Annotated in this window: 8 protein-coding genes; 7 read left to right on the top strand and 1 reads right to left on the bottom strand. The window is 31.3% G+C overall.

Annotation, left to right across the window (positions count from 1 at the left end; all coding sequences use genetic code 11):
* The first annotated feature begins 48 nt into the window (after positions 1-48).
* The 5 genes from holA to FVE74_RS08205 all read left to right on the top strand — a co-directional run bounded on the left by holA (position 49) and on the right by FVE74_RS08205 (position 3440).
* Positions 49-1032 carry a DNA polymerase III subunit delta gene (gene holA, locus FVE74_RS08220; RefSeq protein ID WP_147004094.1) on the top strand — a complete coding sequence of 328 codons (984 nt, stop codon included), beginning with the start codon at positions 49-51 and terminating at the stop codon, positions 1030-1032.
* Positions 1033-1218: 186 nt separating this feature from the next.
* Positions 1219-1371: a hypothetical protein gene (locus tag FVE74_RS11585; RefSeq protein WP_018451519.1), complete on the top strand. Its 153-nt coding sequence runs from the start codon at positions 1219-1221 to the stop codon at positions 1369-1371.
* Positions 1372-1588: 217 nt separating this feature from the next.
* Positions 1589-2191 carry a TetR/AcrR family transcriptional regulator gene (locus FVE74_RS08215; RefSeq protein ID WP_147004093.1) on the top strand — a complete coding sequence of 201 codons (603 nt, stop codon included), beginning with the start codon at positions 1589-1591 and terminating at the stop codon, positions 2189-2191.
* 64 nt (positions 2192-2255) lie between these two features.
* Positions 2256-2804, top strand: coding sequence for a flavodoxin family protein (locus tag FVE74_RS08210; RefSeq protein ID WP_147004092.1), 549 nt, complete (start codon positions 2256-2258; stop codon positions 2802-2804).
* A 6-nt stretch (positions 2805-2810) separates the two neighbouring features.
* Complete coding sequence (locus FVE74_RS08205; RefSeq protein WP_147004091.1) at positions 2811-3440, top strand: hypothetical protein; 630 nt, start codon at positions 2811-2813, stop codon at positions 3438-3440.
* Between the two features lie 224 nt (positions 3441-3664).
* Here FVE74_RS08205 and rpsT read toward each other — a convergent pair whose 3' ends face one another.
* Positions 3665-3931 (bottom strand): 30S ribosomal protein S20, encoded by a 267-nt coding sequence (rpsT, locus tag FVE74_RS08200; RefSeq protein WP_147004090.1) that lies wholly within the window; start codon positions 3929-3931, stop codon positions 3665-3667.
* A gap of 331 nt (positions 3932-4262) precedes the next feature.
* On the opposite strand from rpsT, the gene gpmI reads away from it, so the two are divergent.
* The gene (gene gpmI / locus FVE74_RS08195; protein ID WP_147004089.1) at positions 4263-5798 is read left to right on the top strand and encodes a 2,3-bisphosphoglycerate-independent phosphoglycerate mutase; all 1536 of its coding nucleotides are present in this window, start codon (positions 4263-4265) and stop codon (positions 5796-5798) included.
* A gap of 454 nt (positions 5799-6252) precedes the next feature.
* Entirely contained in the window at positions 6253-16878 is a 10626-nt protein-coding gene (locus FVE74_RS08190; RefSeq protein ID WP_147004088.1) for an autotransporter-associated N-terminal domain-containing protein, read from the top strand.
* Positions 16879-17230: the final 352 nt, after the last annotated feature.

The raw sequence follows: 17230 nt of genomic DNA, 5'->3' as shown, positions 1-17230 counted from the left end.
TATTTTTCAAATAGGATTTAGTATTAGATTAAAAGTGTGAGGAAATAAATGATTTATTTTATTGGAGGGAAAAAGCAGAGGGAATTTAAGTATTTCGAGATTTTGGAGAAAATACGGAAGGAAAATGTGGGGATTAGTGAGAGTTTTTTTGATGTGGATCTAAAGGAAAATGAGCAGTTTTTGGAGAAAATTAATATTAATTCGATATTTTCAAGTCGGGAACTGGTTGTGTTAAAAAGGGCAGAAAAACTGAAAAATATTGAGGAAATCTTGAAATACATAGCAAATCTTGAGATAGTAAATAAGGAAATTATTATTGATTATGACAAGGAAGATGGGAAATTTGGGGCAAAGTTAAAAAAGTTGCTGGATGAGCTGGAAAAAAATAGGAAAATGAAAGTCTTTTTGTTTCAGAAGGAGACTGAAGAGGAAATACGGGCCTATATTGTGAATGAACTAGGAATAAATGGCAGAGATCTGGCATTGCTTCTGGAGATGATTGGAAATAATCCGTTTAAAGTTAGAAATGAAGTGGAGAAAATTAAGGTTTTTTTGAATGGAGAGAAATTTGATATTGAAAAAATAAAAAATGTTGTGTCGGTTGAAAAGGAGTATCAGATTTATGAGATGACACGGAATATATTATTGAATAATCCAGCGGATGTAATGAGATATTTGGAGCAGAAGAAGGAATATATGGGAATTTTGTATTCTCTTTACAGTGAACTTGAAACGATGTATAAAATAAGTTCGTTAAAAAAACGAGGAAGAAAATTTAGTAAAAATTATAATACTTTCAAAATGGAATTTGAAGAGATAAAGGAAATTTTTAAATCCAATAACCGAATTCCAAATTCTTATGTGATTTTTAAAAAGCTGGAACTTGAGCAAAATTATACAAAATTAAATTTAAAAAAATTAGTTTTTAGATGCTGGGAAATTGAAAGAGAGATAAAGACTGGTAAAATAGAGATGGAAACAGGGGTTGAAATGTTAATTATGGAAATTTGCTCATTATTTAGAAAAAAATAATTTGAGAAATCGTAAAATATGAATAAATATAAACATTGAACCAAGATGTTTAAATAATTGATTTATAATTAGATTGCTTAAAAACTACTTTAACTGCAACTCTATGAAAAGTATGATAGAATCTCAGCAAAAAATTAAAGAATACGAATAAAATTTAAAAGCAAACAGAAAAGAGGTGTATTTCTAATGGGAATATTAAAAAAAATATGGGATATGCTGCCAGAAGGACGTCCGATTTGTGTGCCAAAACCTGAGGCTTGGGGAGTAAAACAGGAGGAAGAAAAGGAAACTGACAAAGATTTAAAGAAGAAAGATGATGTGGAAAAAGTAAAGAAATAAAACTTATTGTGAAATTAAATTTTAATATAAACTGATTATTGTTAGAAAATAACGAAAGAGGGTGCATTTAGACGCTCTCTTTTTTATTTTATAGGAATTTTTAAAATCCCATTTAAAAAATAGAAATAAAAAAATTTTTGAACAAACTTGACATTGATAAGATTTAATTGTATAATCTTTACAGTGATAAGATAATAAAAGTTAGGGGAATTTAAATATGGAAAAAACCAAAAAAAGTTACCACCATGGAAATTTACGGGAAGAATTGATTGAAAAAGGGATAGAGGTGATAAATGAAGAAGGAGAAGAAAAATTATCTTTAAGAAAAGTAGCTAAAATGTGCGGGGTAAGTAATGCGGCACCATATACATACTTTAAGAAAAAAAGTGATTTGCTTTACGCAATGAGCGATTATATATGGGGAATATTGGCGGCGGAACTTGATAGAACAAGGAAAAAATATGAAAATCAAGAGAATTTACTGGTAAAATTAGGAAAAACATACGTTATGTTTTTTTGTGAGAATCACAGATATTATCATTTTATGATTTCAAGAAAAAATATGAAAATAGATTTATTTTCAAAGTTTTCAGAAATAGAAAATAATAACGAAAAAGCCTTTAGTATATTAAAAATCGAGGCGATAAAAATACTTGAAAAAATGGGAGTGCCAAATCAGGCTATGCAAGATAAAATTATAGCAATGTGGGCATTAGTACAGGGATTAGTAACAATAATGATTATGAATGATATAACATATTCTGAAATTTGGGAAGAAAAAATAGAAGAGATAATAAAATCAGTTTGTATAGTAAAGTAATATTAAAATGAAATTTTAAAGTTGTTATGCTATATGAGTTTAAATCTTAAATAAGGTGAGAAATATGGAATTGGTTATACATGATTTAAATAATGAAAAATTGAAAAATTTGAAGTGGAAAATTGAAAAAAAAGAAAAAATTATAGATAAAATAAAAGAAAGTATAAATAAAAAGAAAATAATAGCTGATGAAGATATGTTTATAATTTGTGATAATAATAAAATTAAAAGCTGCATGGGGTGCTTTGAATGCTGGATTAAAACTCCTGGGAAATGTAAAATTAGGGATGGATATGAAAATTTAGCAAAATTATATTCAAAATCAGACAAAGTTGTGATTATAAGTCAATGTGTCTATGGTTCTTATAGTCCGTTTGTAAAAAATGTGCTGGATAGGACAATTCCATATTTGTTGCCATTTTTTAAATTTAAGAATAAGGAAATGCATCATATCGCACGAAATAAAACGAGATTTGATTTAAATGTATATTTTTATGGAGAAAATTTGACACAAAGTGAAAAAATGGCGGCTAAAGAAATAGTAAAGGCTAATAGTGTGAATTTAAATACAAAAAATTTTAAGGTTTCTTTTTTAGAAGATCAGGGAGAATGATAAAATATGAAAATCACTGTAATAAATGGAAGTCCAAAAGCAGTTAAAAGTAATTCTGAAATATTAAGAAACTATCTTTCGTCTTTACTTAAAGAAAATGAAATAAAAAAATATTATTCAATTTCTTTTAAGTTAAATGATAAAATTAAAAATGAAATCTATAATAGCGATGTTTTAATATTTCTTTTTCCTTTATATGTTGATGGAATTCCATCCAATCTGCTGAAATTACTTGTAGAATTTGAGAAGGAAAAAGTTATAAAGTCTGGAAGTAAAATTTATTGTGTGGTTAATAATGGATTTTATGAAGGAAAACAAAATCATTTAGCAATTCTGCAGATGAAGAACTGGTGTGAGAAGGTTCAGGCAAAATGGGGGCAAGGAGTTGGCGTGGGTGCAGGAGAATTGTTGCCATATTTGAAAAAATGTAAATTGGGTAAAGGACCTCTGAAAAATTTAGGTATAGCATTAGAAAAATTTTCTGACAATATTTTAAATTTGAAAAGTGATGAAGATATTTATATAAATCCAAATTGGCTAAGAATTTTGTATTTTGTACAAGGATCGATTTCTTGGATTTTAAAAGCGAGAAAAAATAATTTGCGAGTAAGGGAACTTTTTAGAAAAAATGATTAAAATTGTATAATTAGTTGTTCAAAAATTATATGTATAGTAAAACTGCCTTAAAACTGAACTCAAAAGTTATAACTATTTTACTCAAACTCTAGTTTTATATAATTTTTAACAGTTATATTTTAAATGGGTTCGAGTATATAATAAAAAGACTACCTTAAAAATAGGATAGTCTTTTTTTCATTAATCTTAAAAAAATTTTTTTAAAATCAATCAGTGGCAAAAAATTAATTTGCCAATGAATTAACTTTTAATGTAAGTCTTGATTTTTTTCTTGATGCGGCGTTTTTCTTGATAACACCTTTTGTTACAGCTTTATCTAATTCTTTGTATGCTGCGCTTAATGCTGATTTAGCTTCGTCGACATTTTTAGCTTCAACAGCGGCAAGCACTTTTTTAACGAAAGTTCTAGTTCTGCTTCTAATAGCTTGGTTTCTAGCTGCATTTCTTTCACCAATGAAAACTCTTTTTTTAGACGCTTTTGAGTGTGCCATTTATGCTTCTCCTTTCAATGATTTCTCTTTATTTAATAAAATGCCACATAATTTAAATATGTGCAAACTACATAATATATTATCATTTTTTTCAATAAAAATCAAGTTGTTTTCACTAGAATACAAAATAATTTTTATTTTTTATTTGCTTTAACAAAAGATAGCAAGAAGTCTCCGGCTTCTAAAAGCGGGAGTAGTTCACTAAGCTGCTAGTGTAAAAAATATAAAAATAAAACACATAATTTCTTGAAAATTTGTGAAAAAATTAGTATAATAAATGTAGTAAGTTAGCAAGTGAAATTTAATATATTAATTTGAAAGGACAATTAAGATGAAAAAAAGACCTGTAGTTTTAGTAATTTTAGATGGTTGGGGAATGAATCACCACGACGATCAAGTTAATGGGATTAAAATGGCAAAACCATTAAATTTTGAGAGATATAAAAAAGAATATCCTTTTACAGAACTTCGTGCTGATGGAGGACATGTTGGGCTTCCAGACGGACAATTTGGAAACTCTGAAGTTGGACATACAAATATTGGAGCAGGAAGAACAGTTTTCCAAATGCTTCCAAAAATTTCAAAAGCAATTAACGATGGTTCAATTTTAGAAAACGAAGTTTTAGCAAATGTGATGGACACAACTAAAAATAATGGTAAAGCTCTTCATATCTTAGGACTTGCATCTGATGGTGGAGTTCACTGTCACATTGACCATATTATTGGATTAGTTGACATGGCAGCTAAAAAGGGACTTACAGAAGTTTATGTTCACCCTATTACAGATGGAAGGGATACAGCGCCTGAAAGCGGAGTAAATTATTTGGCTCAGTTGCAAGAAGGCTTGGATAAAATTGGCGTTGGAAAAATCGCAACTGTAATTGGAAGATATTATGGAATGGACAGAGATAACAACTGGGACAGAGAAAAATTAGCTTACGATGCGTTGACTATCGGAGATGGAGAAGTTTACCCAACTGCTGATGAAGCAATCAAAGCGTCTTATGCAAAAGGTGTAACTGATGAATTTGTAGTTCCTGTTAAAATTGGTTCAAAAGACAATGGATTAATCAAAGATGGAGATGGAGTAATTTTTGCAAACTTCAGACCAGATAGAGCAAGACAGCTTACAAGAATATTTGTTGATCCAGAATTTAAAGGATTTGACAGAAAAGTTTATCCTAAAGTAAACTTTGTTACAATGGCTCAATATGATGCATCATTTGATTCGCCAATCGCTTTCCCACCTGAAAAAATAGTAAACTGCTTTGGGGAAGTTGTTTCAAAAGCTGGATTAATTCAAGTAAGAACAGCAGAAACTGAAAAATATGCACATGTTACATTCTTCTTCAACGGTGGAAAAGAAGAACCTTATCCAGGAGAAATCAGATTGCTTTCTGATTCACCAAAAGTTGCAACTTATGACTTGCAGCCAGAAATGAGCGCTTACAAAGTAAAAGACAGATTAATCGAAGAATTAAATACAGGAAAAGTTGACACAGTTATCTTAAACTTTGCAAATCCTGACATGGTTGGACATACAGGAAATGTACAGGCAGTAATTGAAGCTTGTCAAGCTGTGGATAATTGCTTAGGACAAATTGTAAGAAAAGTGCTAGAAATGGACGGAGCATTATTTATAACTGCAGATCACGGAAATGCTGATTTATTAGTAAATCCAGAAACAGGAGAACCTCATACAGCTCACACTGTAAATCCTGTTCCATTCATCTTCATTTCAAACGACATGAAAGATGCTAAATTAAGAAAAGGTGGAAAATTAGCTGATATTGCACCTACAATGTTAGAACTTTTAGGATTGGAAAAACCTGCTGAAATGGATGGAAGCAGTTTGATAGAAAAATAATTTTCTCATATTTTGATTAAATCTCGCTCATAAAATCTCTCTAAATAATATATTTGGAGGGATTTTTTATTGATTTTATAATTAAAAAATAATGCAATTAATAAATAAGGCTTAATAAAATATTATAAATAAATATATTGTAATGAAAATAAAAAAATGATATAATGTAATAAGTTCAGATTAAAAGTATATTCAAATTGTAATTTATACAAAAAATAATAAAAAAAATATGGAGTTTTGCAGGTTGATTATGGTTTTATGAAATAGGTTTTGTTATAAAAATTAAAATTATAAAAAAATTAGGATACTATAAAAGCAATAAAGATTGAATAATAATCGTAATATTTGCAGAAGAATGGAAAAAACAGGGAAATTAAGCGTAAAAAATACAGTGTTTATTGAATTTTTAGGCTTTTATAAATAACTAATTAAAAAAAATAAAAAGGAGAAGTTTATGAGTAACAATTTAAGACAGGCAAAGAAAGATCTAAAAGCATTTGCCAAAAGAGCAAAAGATGTAAAATATACAGAATCATTGCTGTTTTCATACTTGATAACGGGAATGATAACTTTTTCAATTGGGTTAAATACATCTTCAAACGTGCTTTATGAGCGATTAAATAAAGAGCTGGTAATGTCGGCAGATAAGACACGTACTGCGATTAAGAAAAAGAAAAAGGCAAACGAAGAGGCGATAGAAGACTTGAACTTGGAATTAATCCAGTTAATGGAACAAGGAGATCAGGTCGTAAAATCTCCATGGCAATCATGGCAATTCGGTGCAAATACCTTTATATCAAGCAATAACGGTACTTATAAAGGAAGAGGCGACAAAGCTGAGAAATATTCGTTTAACAGCATTTATAACCGTGGTAACTGGGCAGATACTGGGATTTTGTCAAACAGAAGAAAAAGTTACATGACTTCTTCACTTAGCACTTCCACAATAGGAAAGCAGTCTTACGGATTAGCTTCATTGCTTCATGTTCAAGAGCCAGAAGTGGAAATCCAGATAATGGCAAACGTACGTCCAAAATCAGTATCAAAAGAGGAAATTGCAATAAATCCAAAAATTGATATGCCAAGGGAAGTAGTGCGTCCGAATATTAATTTGAAGGTGACTGAGCCAATAACAGCACCAAATATTACATTTCCAAATGTTAAACCAATTAATATTGATATAAAAAATCCAGTTGCTCCAAGTGAACCAAAAGCAATTGGAGCACCAAATATAAATATTACTTTGGAAGCACCACAGGTTACATTGGGTATAACACCACCAAAAACACCAAATATCAATATTAGTGTAACTCCACCAGATATTACTCCGTTAACGATAGCTAAACCAAGTGAAGTGGATTTACCAACAGTAACACCACCAACAATAAATCCAGTAGACTTTTCTATTGATCCAACTGGGGATTCCAAACATTATAAAAATAAAGGTTGGAATAGTATTCCTAAAAATCATAACATAACTGAAATTGGAAATAGCGATTATATTACTCTTAGTGGTGATAACACAGGGACAACAATGTCTGATGAGTATACATTTAATGTAACACATGACAATAATAGAGCATTAGTTTTGGATGAAGCAAGTCACAACACAACATTTACAATGGCTGGAAAAATTTATTTAAAAAAAAGTCAAAATGTTGCAATTGATATTCAAGGAACTCATGTTAAAGGAACTCATGTTAGTAGTGCACCGAATAAATGGGAATTTACAGCAGTTAACACGGGGGAAATTATAGGTGAAAAGGGAGACGACAATAGTAATCAAGTTGCTTTTGGATTTAATAATCCAGATGCATCAGATAATAGAACTTTAACTAAAATGGTAAATAATGGAACGATTGAATTAAATGCAAGTGGAAGTGCAGCTTTTCAATTGAAACCCGAAGATCCACATAATTGGCTTCCTAAAGCAGGTCCAGGTGGATGGGATGCAACTCCTCCAATAAAAATTGAAAGAAGAAATTCATTAGATAATCGTGGAAAAGTTGCGATGAAAGCTATTAATCAAAAAAATATAGATATAAATGGAAAAAATAGTTTTGGGATTACAACTGTGTTTAATAAAGGACTTTCTATAACTTTTTTTAAAGACTCATTTAAAGCAAATTATGAAGATTTGAAATCTCAAAGACAAATTGCAAACCAAATAGTAAATCCAGGTGGAGAATTTGGTAATAGTAATATTTCTGGATTTGAAAGTGGGGTTTATAATGAAAGTACAGGAAAAATAAATATAAATGGAGAAAATAGTATAGCGATTGGTTTACTACATGATATTCAAGAAGCTAAAATTGATGGGATAATAAATATAAATTCAAACAAAGGAGTTGGAGTATTTACTGGTGTTCCTGTTGGACTTCCAACAGCAACTACACCTAATTTTGTCGAATTAAAAGGGAAAATAAATATAAACGATACGGCTGTAAACGCTGTAGGAGCTTATGTTGGAGATACTTCGACAGAGTTAAATCCTGGAAAAGTAAATGGTACTAATGAGGCAACTCGTAATTATTTAAGATCAGGAGATATAAAAGCTGAATCTACTTCTATTATTACAGTTAAAGGGACAACTAATTATGGATTTGTCGTTAATAATAGTTCAAATTATTCTAAATTTACTGGTGCATTGGATGACATGATCCAAGGAACAGATAAAACTAACTATGGTAGAGGTATAAATGAAGGAAAAATAAATGTAGAAGGAGTAAAATCTGTAGGATTTGCATTGATAAAAGGAGGGACATCTTCAAATAGTGGTACAATCAATGTAAAAGCAGATTCCACAAATTCTATTGGATTTTATGGGGAACAGGATGAATTTGCAAATTCAGGAACTATTGAAGTTACAACAACAGATAAAAAGAAAAATATTGGGGTTGCTTTAAATGGTAAAAACAGCAATCAAAAAATAGTCTTTACAAATACAGGTAATGTTAATATAAATAACAATGGTACGGCGGCTACAGATGGTTCGACAAATACAGGTGTCTATGCTATTGGAAATTATGAGTTTAATCATAATAGTGGAAATATTAATATTGGTAAAAATGCTACTGGATTTTATGTGCAAGGTGCTGATGGTGTTGTTAATGTAAAAGCGCCAGTAAATTTAGCAGAAAGTACAGATGGAACTACAATTGGATTTTATTCTGATGGAAAGGCTAAAGTTAATTTTGAGAATGGATCAGTGTTGAATATTGGAAATAGAGCAGTTGGACTTTATTCATCAGATTCAGAAAAATTTAATGACACATTTATAATAAAAACTGGAGAAAAATTAAATGTATCGCTTGGTGAAAATTCAACATTTGGATTTGTAAGTGGAAATAGCACAAGCCCTTCTTTGAAAAAATATTTAAATAATGGATCAGCAGATAAAATTAGTATAACAAATTTTGGTAAAGGTGCGACTATATTTTTTGCAGGAAATAGTGGAAAGGCAATTTTAGATGGGGATTACACTGTTAGTAATGGTCAAAAAGATTCAACTTCAGTTTTGTCTGCTAATAATGGATCAACTGTAGGAATTAAAAGTGGTGTGAAACTAAATACAAATACTCAAGTTGGACTTGTTGCAACAAAAGGAGAAAATGAAACAGATAAAAGTTCTACAGCTGAAAATGCAGGAACTTTGGAATCTTCAAGAGTTTCTGGAGTGGGTATTTATGCTAATGCGAGTGTTGGTAAAAATGCAAGTACTGGTAAAATAATAATGACTGATTCTAAATCTGTTGGTATTTTAGGATTGGCAGATTCTAACTTAACAAATGATGCAGGTGGTAAAATTACAGTCAAAAAAGCTTCATCAGCAGGAATATATGCAGAAAATAGTAATGTTACAAATAGTGGAACAATAACTACAGAAGATGAAAAATCAGCTGGAATATTTTCAAAAGTTTCATCAACTTCTGATAAAACTGTTAAAAATTTAGGAAATATTAAAATTACTGGTTCAGGAAAAACCAAAAATGCAGGAATTTATGGAGAATTAGATAGTTCTGCAACTGGTAAATTAACTTTAACAAATGAAACTGGTGGAGAAATTGAAGTTGCGACAGAAGAATCAGTAGGAATTTATGGTAAAAATGGAACATCTGATAAAGATAATCTTGTGATAGATAATAAATATAAAGTTACAATGAAAGCTGATTCATCGGTAGGAATATTAGCTGAAAAGGCAAAAGTAACAAATGAATCTACTGGAATAGTTGCGATAGAAGGTAAGAAGTCAGTAGGAATATTTGGTAAAAAAGGTTCTCAAATTGAGAATAGCGGAGATATTTTAGCGACAAGTACCGATCCTAATTCGGCTTCAGTAGGAATATTATCAGATGGCGGAAAAGCAACTAATAAAAAGAAAATAGAAATGTCAGGTGGAAAATCTGCTGGAATGATGGGAATAAATGATGCTGAAATAATAAATGATGTTTCTCCTGCAGAAATTACAATGAATAAAACAGGTTCAGCAGGAATTTATACACAAAATAGTAATGCTGCAAATAAAGGTACAATTAATTTAAAAGAAAACGAGTCAGCAGGAATTTATGCACAAAATACATCTGTAAAAGATTATGAACTCAATAATTCAGGAATTATTAATGCTGAAAAAGATAAAAGTATTGGGATGTATGCAAATGTATTTAAAGATACATCGGTTGCATCGCCTGTTATACCAGGAATAACTACAATGAATAATACTGGAACTATTAATTTAAAAGATGAGAAATCAGCAGGGATGTATATAAAAAATGATACAGATGATAAAACAAAGGCTTTAATAAATAATAGATCTAATGGTATAATCAACGTAGAAAAAGCTGAGTCAGTTGGAATAATGGCAGATACAGCGACTGTTCAAAATGATGGAGTAATCAATGTAAAGGATGAGAAATCAGCAGGAATTTATGCAATTGATAATTCTTATGTTACTAATAATGCTAATATTACTACAAAAGATGAGAAATCAGCAGGAATTTATATAAGTGATAGTGATGTTGTAAATAATGCAGACAAGACAATTACTGTAGAAAAAAGTGAATCAGCAGGAATATATGGTAAATTTAAGAATGATAAAGACCATACAATTAAGAATAGTGGGATAATTACTTTAGCAGCAAGCAGTTCTGAAAAAGGAAGTGCAGGGATTTATGGTGAATTGGAATCTAGTGCTACAAAGAAACTTGATATTGCAAACTTAGCTGGTTCAACAATAAGTGTCGGTATGAAAGAATCGGTTGGAATTTATGCTAAAAATTCTTCATCGAATGGAAAAGGAAATTTAACAGTTGATAATAGTGGAACAATTGTAACTTCAAAGGAAAAATCAGTTGGAATCTTTGGTGAAAAAGCTACTGTTACAAATAATAAGACTATAGAAGTAAATGGACAAGAATCTATTGGAATTTTTGGAAAAGCAGGATCAGAAATAAAAAATGTTTCGACTGATGAAGGAATTAAAGTTGTTGGTGAAAATTCAACAGGAATGTATGCGACAGATTCAGGAACAACTGGAGAAAATACAGGTAAAATTGTTCTATCTGGAAAAAAATCCACAGGAATGGGTGCAGCTGATAGTGCAGTTATAACTAATAAAAAAGAAATTTCTGGAACAGTTGAAAATGTAATTGGAATGTATGGTACAGGTAGTGGAACACAAGTTAAAAATAAAGGAAATATTAACTTGTCAGAAAAAAATTCTACTGGGATATTTACTAAAGATGATGCTGTAGCAGAAAATGACAATGGTGCAAATATTGAATTAGCAAAAGAAAATTCAGTAGGTATGTTTGGGCTTGCAAGTGTTGCAGGTAAAAAAATAGATTTAACAAATAAAGGAATTATAACTTTAAAAGATAAAGGATCTACAGGAATTTTCGCTAGTAACGTTGAAGATACTGTTACGAAAGGTACTTATACAGGAGCGCTTGCTGATTCTTCTATAAAAAATATAGGGACTATAACTTTAGATGCGGAAAAAACAGTTGGAATTTACACACCAAAATCAACTATTTCACAAGTAGGAAATATAACAATGACAACCAAGGCTGATTCATCAGTTGGTATTTATCTTACACAAGGAGCAACAGCAAATGGAACAGGAGCTGTAATTGATTTAAACAAAAATTCACAAAATCAGGTTGCCTATTATATTAAAGGTAATGGAACAATATCAAGTTCTATTGGTGAAGTTAAAGGATATGGAGTTGGAGTTTACTTAGATGGAACAGATAGCGATGGAAAAGCGTTGCCAACGCCAGCACAGTTAAATGCACCAGCACTTGATTTTGTAAGCGGAAGTTCAACGCAAGGAAAAGGAATGATTGGATTATTATTAAAAGGGAATACTGATATTTCAACTTACACTGGAGGAATAAAAGTTGGAGATTCGGTATTAGGCGGTAATTCAGGAGACTTTTATGCAATTGGAATTTATACTGATGGACAAGGAATTCCTGGAACTCCTGCTACTCAAACAACTCCTAGGGTTTTAGGAACTCCAAAAGCAATATCGACTAACATTACAACAGGAGCAAATGGAGTTGGATTATTTGCTGAAAATTCAAGTAATATCACTTACACAGGTACTATGAATATTGGAGATAATAAAGTAGCTGGAACTGGTATCTATGTTGGAAATGGTGGAACAAAAGCATCAGAAGTAACAATCGCAAGTGGTGCAACAATTAATTTGAAAGGATCAAATGGAGTTGGGGCAATTGTAACAACTGGTGCAACTGTTGATTTTCAAAGTGGAGCAAAAATTGAATTTGGCGGAGATGGAGTCGGTATCTTTGCTCAAAAAGGTGGACACATTATTGACAATGGTGGAACATTAGTTACTAATAAGCATTCTGTAGAAAGAACACGGGTTACTGAAGGAAGTTCTGAAACTGCACATGATTTGACAGTTGCAATTGGAAATGCTCTTGATACTGGAAATATTCTTTCACATGTTATAAATGGGGAAGCTATTATACAAACAGGGGTTACAGTTGAAGCAAAACCATCAACTGAAAATATCATTGGACTTATGGCAGATGGTAATAGTAATCCTGGATTGCCTTGGGTTGGAACATCTGGATATGATGCTGAAAATAGAGGAAAATTAGACTTATCAAATGCCGAAACAAGTACAGCGATGTATCTTGATTCTTCAAGAGGACTTAATTCAAAAGATATTCTTGTAGGAAATAAATCAACTGGAATTTATGGAATTTACAGGGATTCAACACCAATTTACAGTGGTGCACGAGCAGGAACTGTAAATACAGGGACAATTACAACGACAGCAGGATCTAAGATAAAGATTGGAAATGAGTCATCGGCTATTTACTCGATTGGATTTGATAAAGTTGAAAATAAAGGAATCATAACTGGTGGAGATAAGTCAGTTGGAATTTATGCAAAAAATACAGCAGCAAGCAGCAAAAATATAAATGTGGCAAATGAAGGGGATATTACATTAGGAAAAGGTTCTGCGGGAATTTATATCGCACCTGAAACTTCAAATAATCCAAATGCAACGGTTACAAATAGTGGAAATATTGTGATCGGAGATTCAACGTTAGATGCTAGCGGAAATGTTGATTCTACTTCTGTTGGAATATTTGTAAAAAATAAAACGAATTTGACTACTACTGGAGATGTGACTGTTGGAAATAGAGGGTTTGCATTGTATGGAAATGATTCAACATTGACAGTAAATGGTGGAAATTATAACTTTGCAAATAGTGGAAGCTTGGCATATTTGGAAAATAATGCTGTGTTAAATTATAATAATACTGGAACATTGACAACTTCTTCAGAGCCAATGTTATACATTATTAACAGTAAAGCTCATATGAATAATAATGATATTGTAGTGTCTGCAGGTGGAACTGGAGTTTATATGAATGGAACATCTACATTCAGCGGATGGAATAATATGACATTGAATAATAGTTCTACTGGAATTTATGTGGATAAATCTAGCGCTGTAATAGATGGTAACAAGATAACAGGTGTATCTAATAAGGCAAAAGGTATTGTTGCGATAGATTCTAATGTTACAAATAAAGCGAATATGGAATTTAGCAGTGATGATTCAATTGGAATTTTCTCTCAAAATAAATCAGGTGCAGCAAAAGCGATTGTAAATAGCGGAAATATTGATATTACTGGAAAACGTTCAATTGCAGCATATTTGGAAGGGACATCGGATCAGACATTTGAAAATAGTGGAATAATAAATGTTGATAGAACTGCAACTTCTGTTAAAAATGATTCTACAGTTGGAATTTATGCTCAAAACAGTTCAACAATTAATGTTAAGAATAGTGGAACAATTAATGTTGGAGAGTCTTCATTTGGAATTTATTCACTTAGTGAAAATGGAAAAGTGGAAACTGCAGGAAGTTCTGTGATTAATGTTGCAGATAAGGCAATCGGAATTTATAAAAAAGGTGGAGTTGCTAATGTTGGCGGTGTAATTAATGTTGCTAACCATACTGCTACGGATGCAAATAGTGAGCCTGTGGGAGTTTATGGATCTAATGGAATTACAATTACAGACACTACTTCAAGCTTTAATGTTGGGGATAAGTCTTATGGTGTAATTTTGGCAAATCCAGGATTGAGTAAGACAAATGTTTATTCAAATTCATCTTCATCAAATGTGAATTTAGGAAATGAATCAACATTCATTTATACAGAAGGTTCATCGAAAGTTACAAATAATGCGACAATTACATCTGGAACAAATGGTAAGATTATTGCCATTTACGGAAAAGATGGAGCAGATATTGTAAATAATGGAATAATTGACTTGTCACATGGAACTGGAAATCAAGGTATTCTTGTTACAGGGGCCTCTAATGCAGTAAACAGGGGAGTAATTAAAATTGGAAAGACAGACAAGTCTGATCCGAATAATATAATTTATGGAATTGGAATGGCAGCTGTAGGCGGAGCAAATATTTCAAATGAAAGGGATATTTATGTAACAGAAAACTTGGGTATCGGAATGTATGGAGATGACAGGGGAACAACATTGAGAAACTCTGGAAACATTTACTTGGATTCATCAAATGCATCAGCTTCTAATAAAGTTCAGACAATGATGGGAGTATTTGTAAATAATGGAGCAAAATTTGTAAATACAGGTAATATTACTACAACAGGTTCTTATCACGGAAATGACAACGTTCAGGGACTTGTAGGAGTTGCTGTATTAAATGGAAGTACACTTGAAAATTACGGTAAAATAGATATTGATGCAGACAGCAGCTATGGTGTGTTAATTAAAGGGACTTCAAGTAATAAATCTATAATCAAGAACTATGGAGAAATCAATATAAGTGGACTGAAATCTTATGGAGTCAGATATGATGCAGATTCTCAAGGAGTGTCAGGCGACTTGCCGATAGGAACTGATGCAACTCCAGGAAATGTATTGCCGGCATTGAGTTCAGGAAATGGAAGAATTGCTTCTGCAAATGGGGCACAGGATTATTATGCTCCAAAAGATCCAAGCAAAACCCTTGGAGGAGTAGGAATTGTTCAGCTGCCAAACGGAAGATTGGCAATCCAAAGAAATGGAGTAATATTAAATGACAGCCAAGTTCAAACAATAAATTATTCTGCACCTAATGTAAACTATGCATTCTCGAACTTTGGAGTTTATGTGGATACATTGGGAAGAACACGTCCAATTAACGTAAATGGAGCAACTTCGCTTGGAATTAACAGTGATTTATTAATCGGAACAGAATTTTCAGTGCTTACAAATTCTAAGAATGTAATTATTGGAAAACAAATATTGCAGCCGTTCCTGAATCAGATAAATGCTGGAATATTCAACTTTACTCCATATTCTGCTTCGTTAACTTGGATGGCAACGCCTGAAGTAGATCCGGCAACACAGCAGATTACACGTGTTCTTATGACAAAGATTCCTTATACGGCATTTGTTTTGCCAACTTCAAATGAATTTAACTTTACTGACGGACTGGAACAAAGATATGATGTAAATAGCCTTGATTCAAGGGAAAAAACATTATTTAACAAGTTGAATACTATTGGAAATAGTGAAGAAACTTTACTTGTTCAAGCAATTGATGAAATGATGGGACATCAATATGCAAATGTTCAGCAAAGAATTTTTGAAACTGGTAATTTATTAAATAAAGAATTTGGATATTTGAGAAATGAATGGGAAACAAAATCTAAAGATTCAAACAAAATAAAAGTATTTGGAATGAAAGGCAACTACAAGACAGATACTGCTGGAATCATTGATTATACAAATAAAGCTTATGGATTTGCATATTTAAATGAAAATGAAACTATAAAACTGGGAGAATCTTCAGGATGGTATGCAGGAGCAGTTAAGAACAAATTTGACTTTAGCGACATAGGAGGTTCAAAAGAGGAACAAACTATGGTAAAAGCTGGAGTGTATAAATCAAAACCGCTTGGAAGAGATCATAATAACGGTCTAAATTGGACTGTTGCGGCTGAAGGATTTGTAGGAACTGGTGATATGGATAGAAAATTCCTTGTTGTTGATGATATATTTGAAGCGAAGTCACAATTCCATACATACGGGCTTGGACTTAGAAATGAGCTTAGAAAGAATATCAGAACAAGTGAAAGAACAAGCATTTCACCTTATGGAAGCTTGAGAATGGAATATGGAAGATTTGGCGGAATAAAAGAAGACAGCGGGCAAATGCGTCTTGAAGTTAAGTCAAATGACTATTATTCTATAAAGCCTGAAGTTGGAGTAGAATTTAAATACAGACAGCCAATGGCAGTCAGAACAACTTTCATTGCAAAATTAGGACTTGCTTATGAAAATGAGCTTGGAAAAGTTGGAGATGTAAATAATAAGGCAAGAGTTCGTTATACAACGGCTGACTGGTTTAATATAAGAGGTGAAAAGGATGACAGACGTGGAAACGGAAAAGTTGATTTGAACCTTGGAATTGAAAATACAAGATTTGGTGTAACTGTAAATGCAGGCTATGATACAAAAGGTGAAAATGTAAGAGGTGGAATCGGATTTAGAGCGATTTACTAATTTTGATTATTATTTAACTGTATTTTATTTAAGAAGGGGGATTTTTTCCCTTTTCTTTTTTTATTTTATGCTATTTACTATTTAAACAGCAGATTCGTTATGAATTTCTTTGCAAAATATTAGGTATTGTTGTTAGAAAATAAATAAAACATAATATAATTTCTATTTTTCAAATAGAGTTTAGCATTATTATTAAATAATAAAAATTTTAGTATGGAAAAAGGCTTTAAATACATTTATTATAGCAGTTTTTTTTTTTTTGATTTTTAGAAAATAATGTGATATACTAAATTGAAGAATATTAAATAAGTTATTATATTTTTATTTAATAAAATATAAATAATAGCAAAAA

The sequence above is a fragment of the Leptotrichia wadei genome (genome assembly GCF_007990445.1).
GTDB classification, from domain to species: Bacteria; Fusobacteriota; Fusobacteriia; order Fusobacteriales; family Leptotrichiaceae; genus Leptotrichia; species Leptotrichia wadei_A.
Note: the sequence above shows the minus strand (reverse complement) of the source record. Positions and strands in the feature narration are given on the sequence as shown.

Bases quoted from the DNA above. Each gene is read 5' to 3' on its own strand.
- holA (WP_147004094.1), top strand. From the start codon at position 49: ATGATTTATTTTATTGGAGGGAAAAAGCAGAGGGAATTTAAGTATTTC.
- FVE74_RS11585 (WP_018451519.1), top strand. From the start codon at position 1,219: ATGGGAATATTAAAAAAAATATGGGATATGCTGCCAGAAGGACGTCCG.
- FVE74_RS08215 (WP_147004093.1), top strand. From the start codon at position 1,589: ATGGAAAAAACCAAAAAAAGTTACCACCATGGAAATTTACGGGAAGAA.
- FVE74_RS08210 (WP_147004092.1), top strand. From the start codon at position 2,256: ATGGAATTGGTTATACATGATTTAAATAATGAAAAATTGAAAAATTTG.
- FVE74_RS08205 (WP_147004091.1), top strand. From the start codon at position 2,811: ATGAAAATCACTGTAATAAATGGAAGTCCAAAAGCAGTTAAAAGTAAT.
- rpsT (WP_147004090.1), bottom strand. From the start codon at position 3,931: ATGGCACACTCAAAAGCGTCTAAAAAAAGAGTTTTCATTGGTGAAAGA.
- gpmI (WP_147004089.1), top strand. From the start codon at position 4,263: ATGAAAAAAAGACCTGTAGTTTTAGTAATTTTAGATGGTTGGGGAATG.
- FVE74_RS08190 (WP_147004088.1), top strand. From the start codon at position 6,253: ATGAGTAACAATTTAAGACAGGCAAAGAAAGATCTAAAAGCATTTGCC.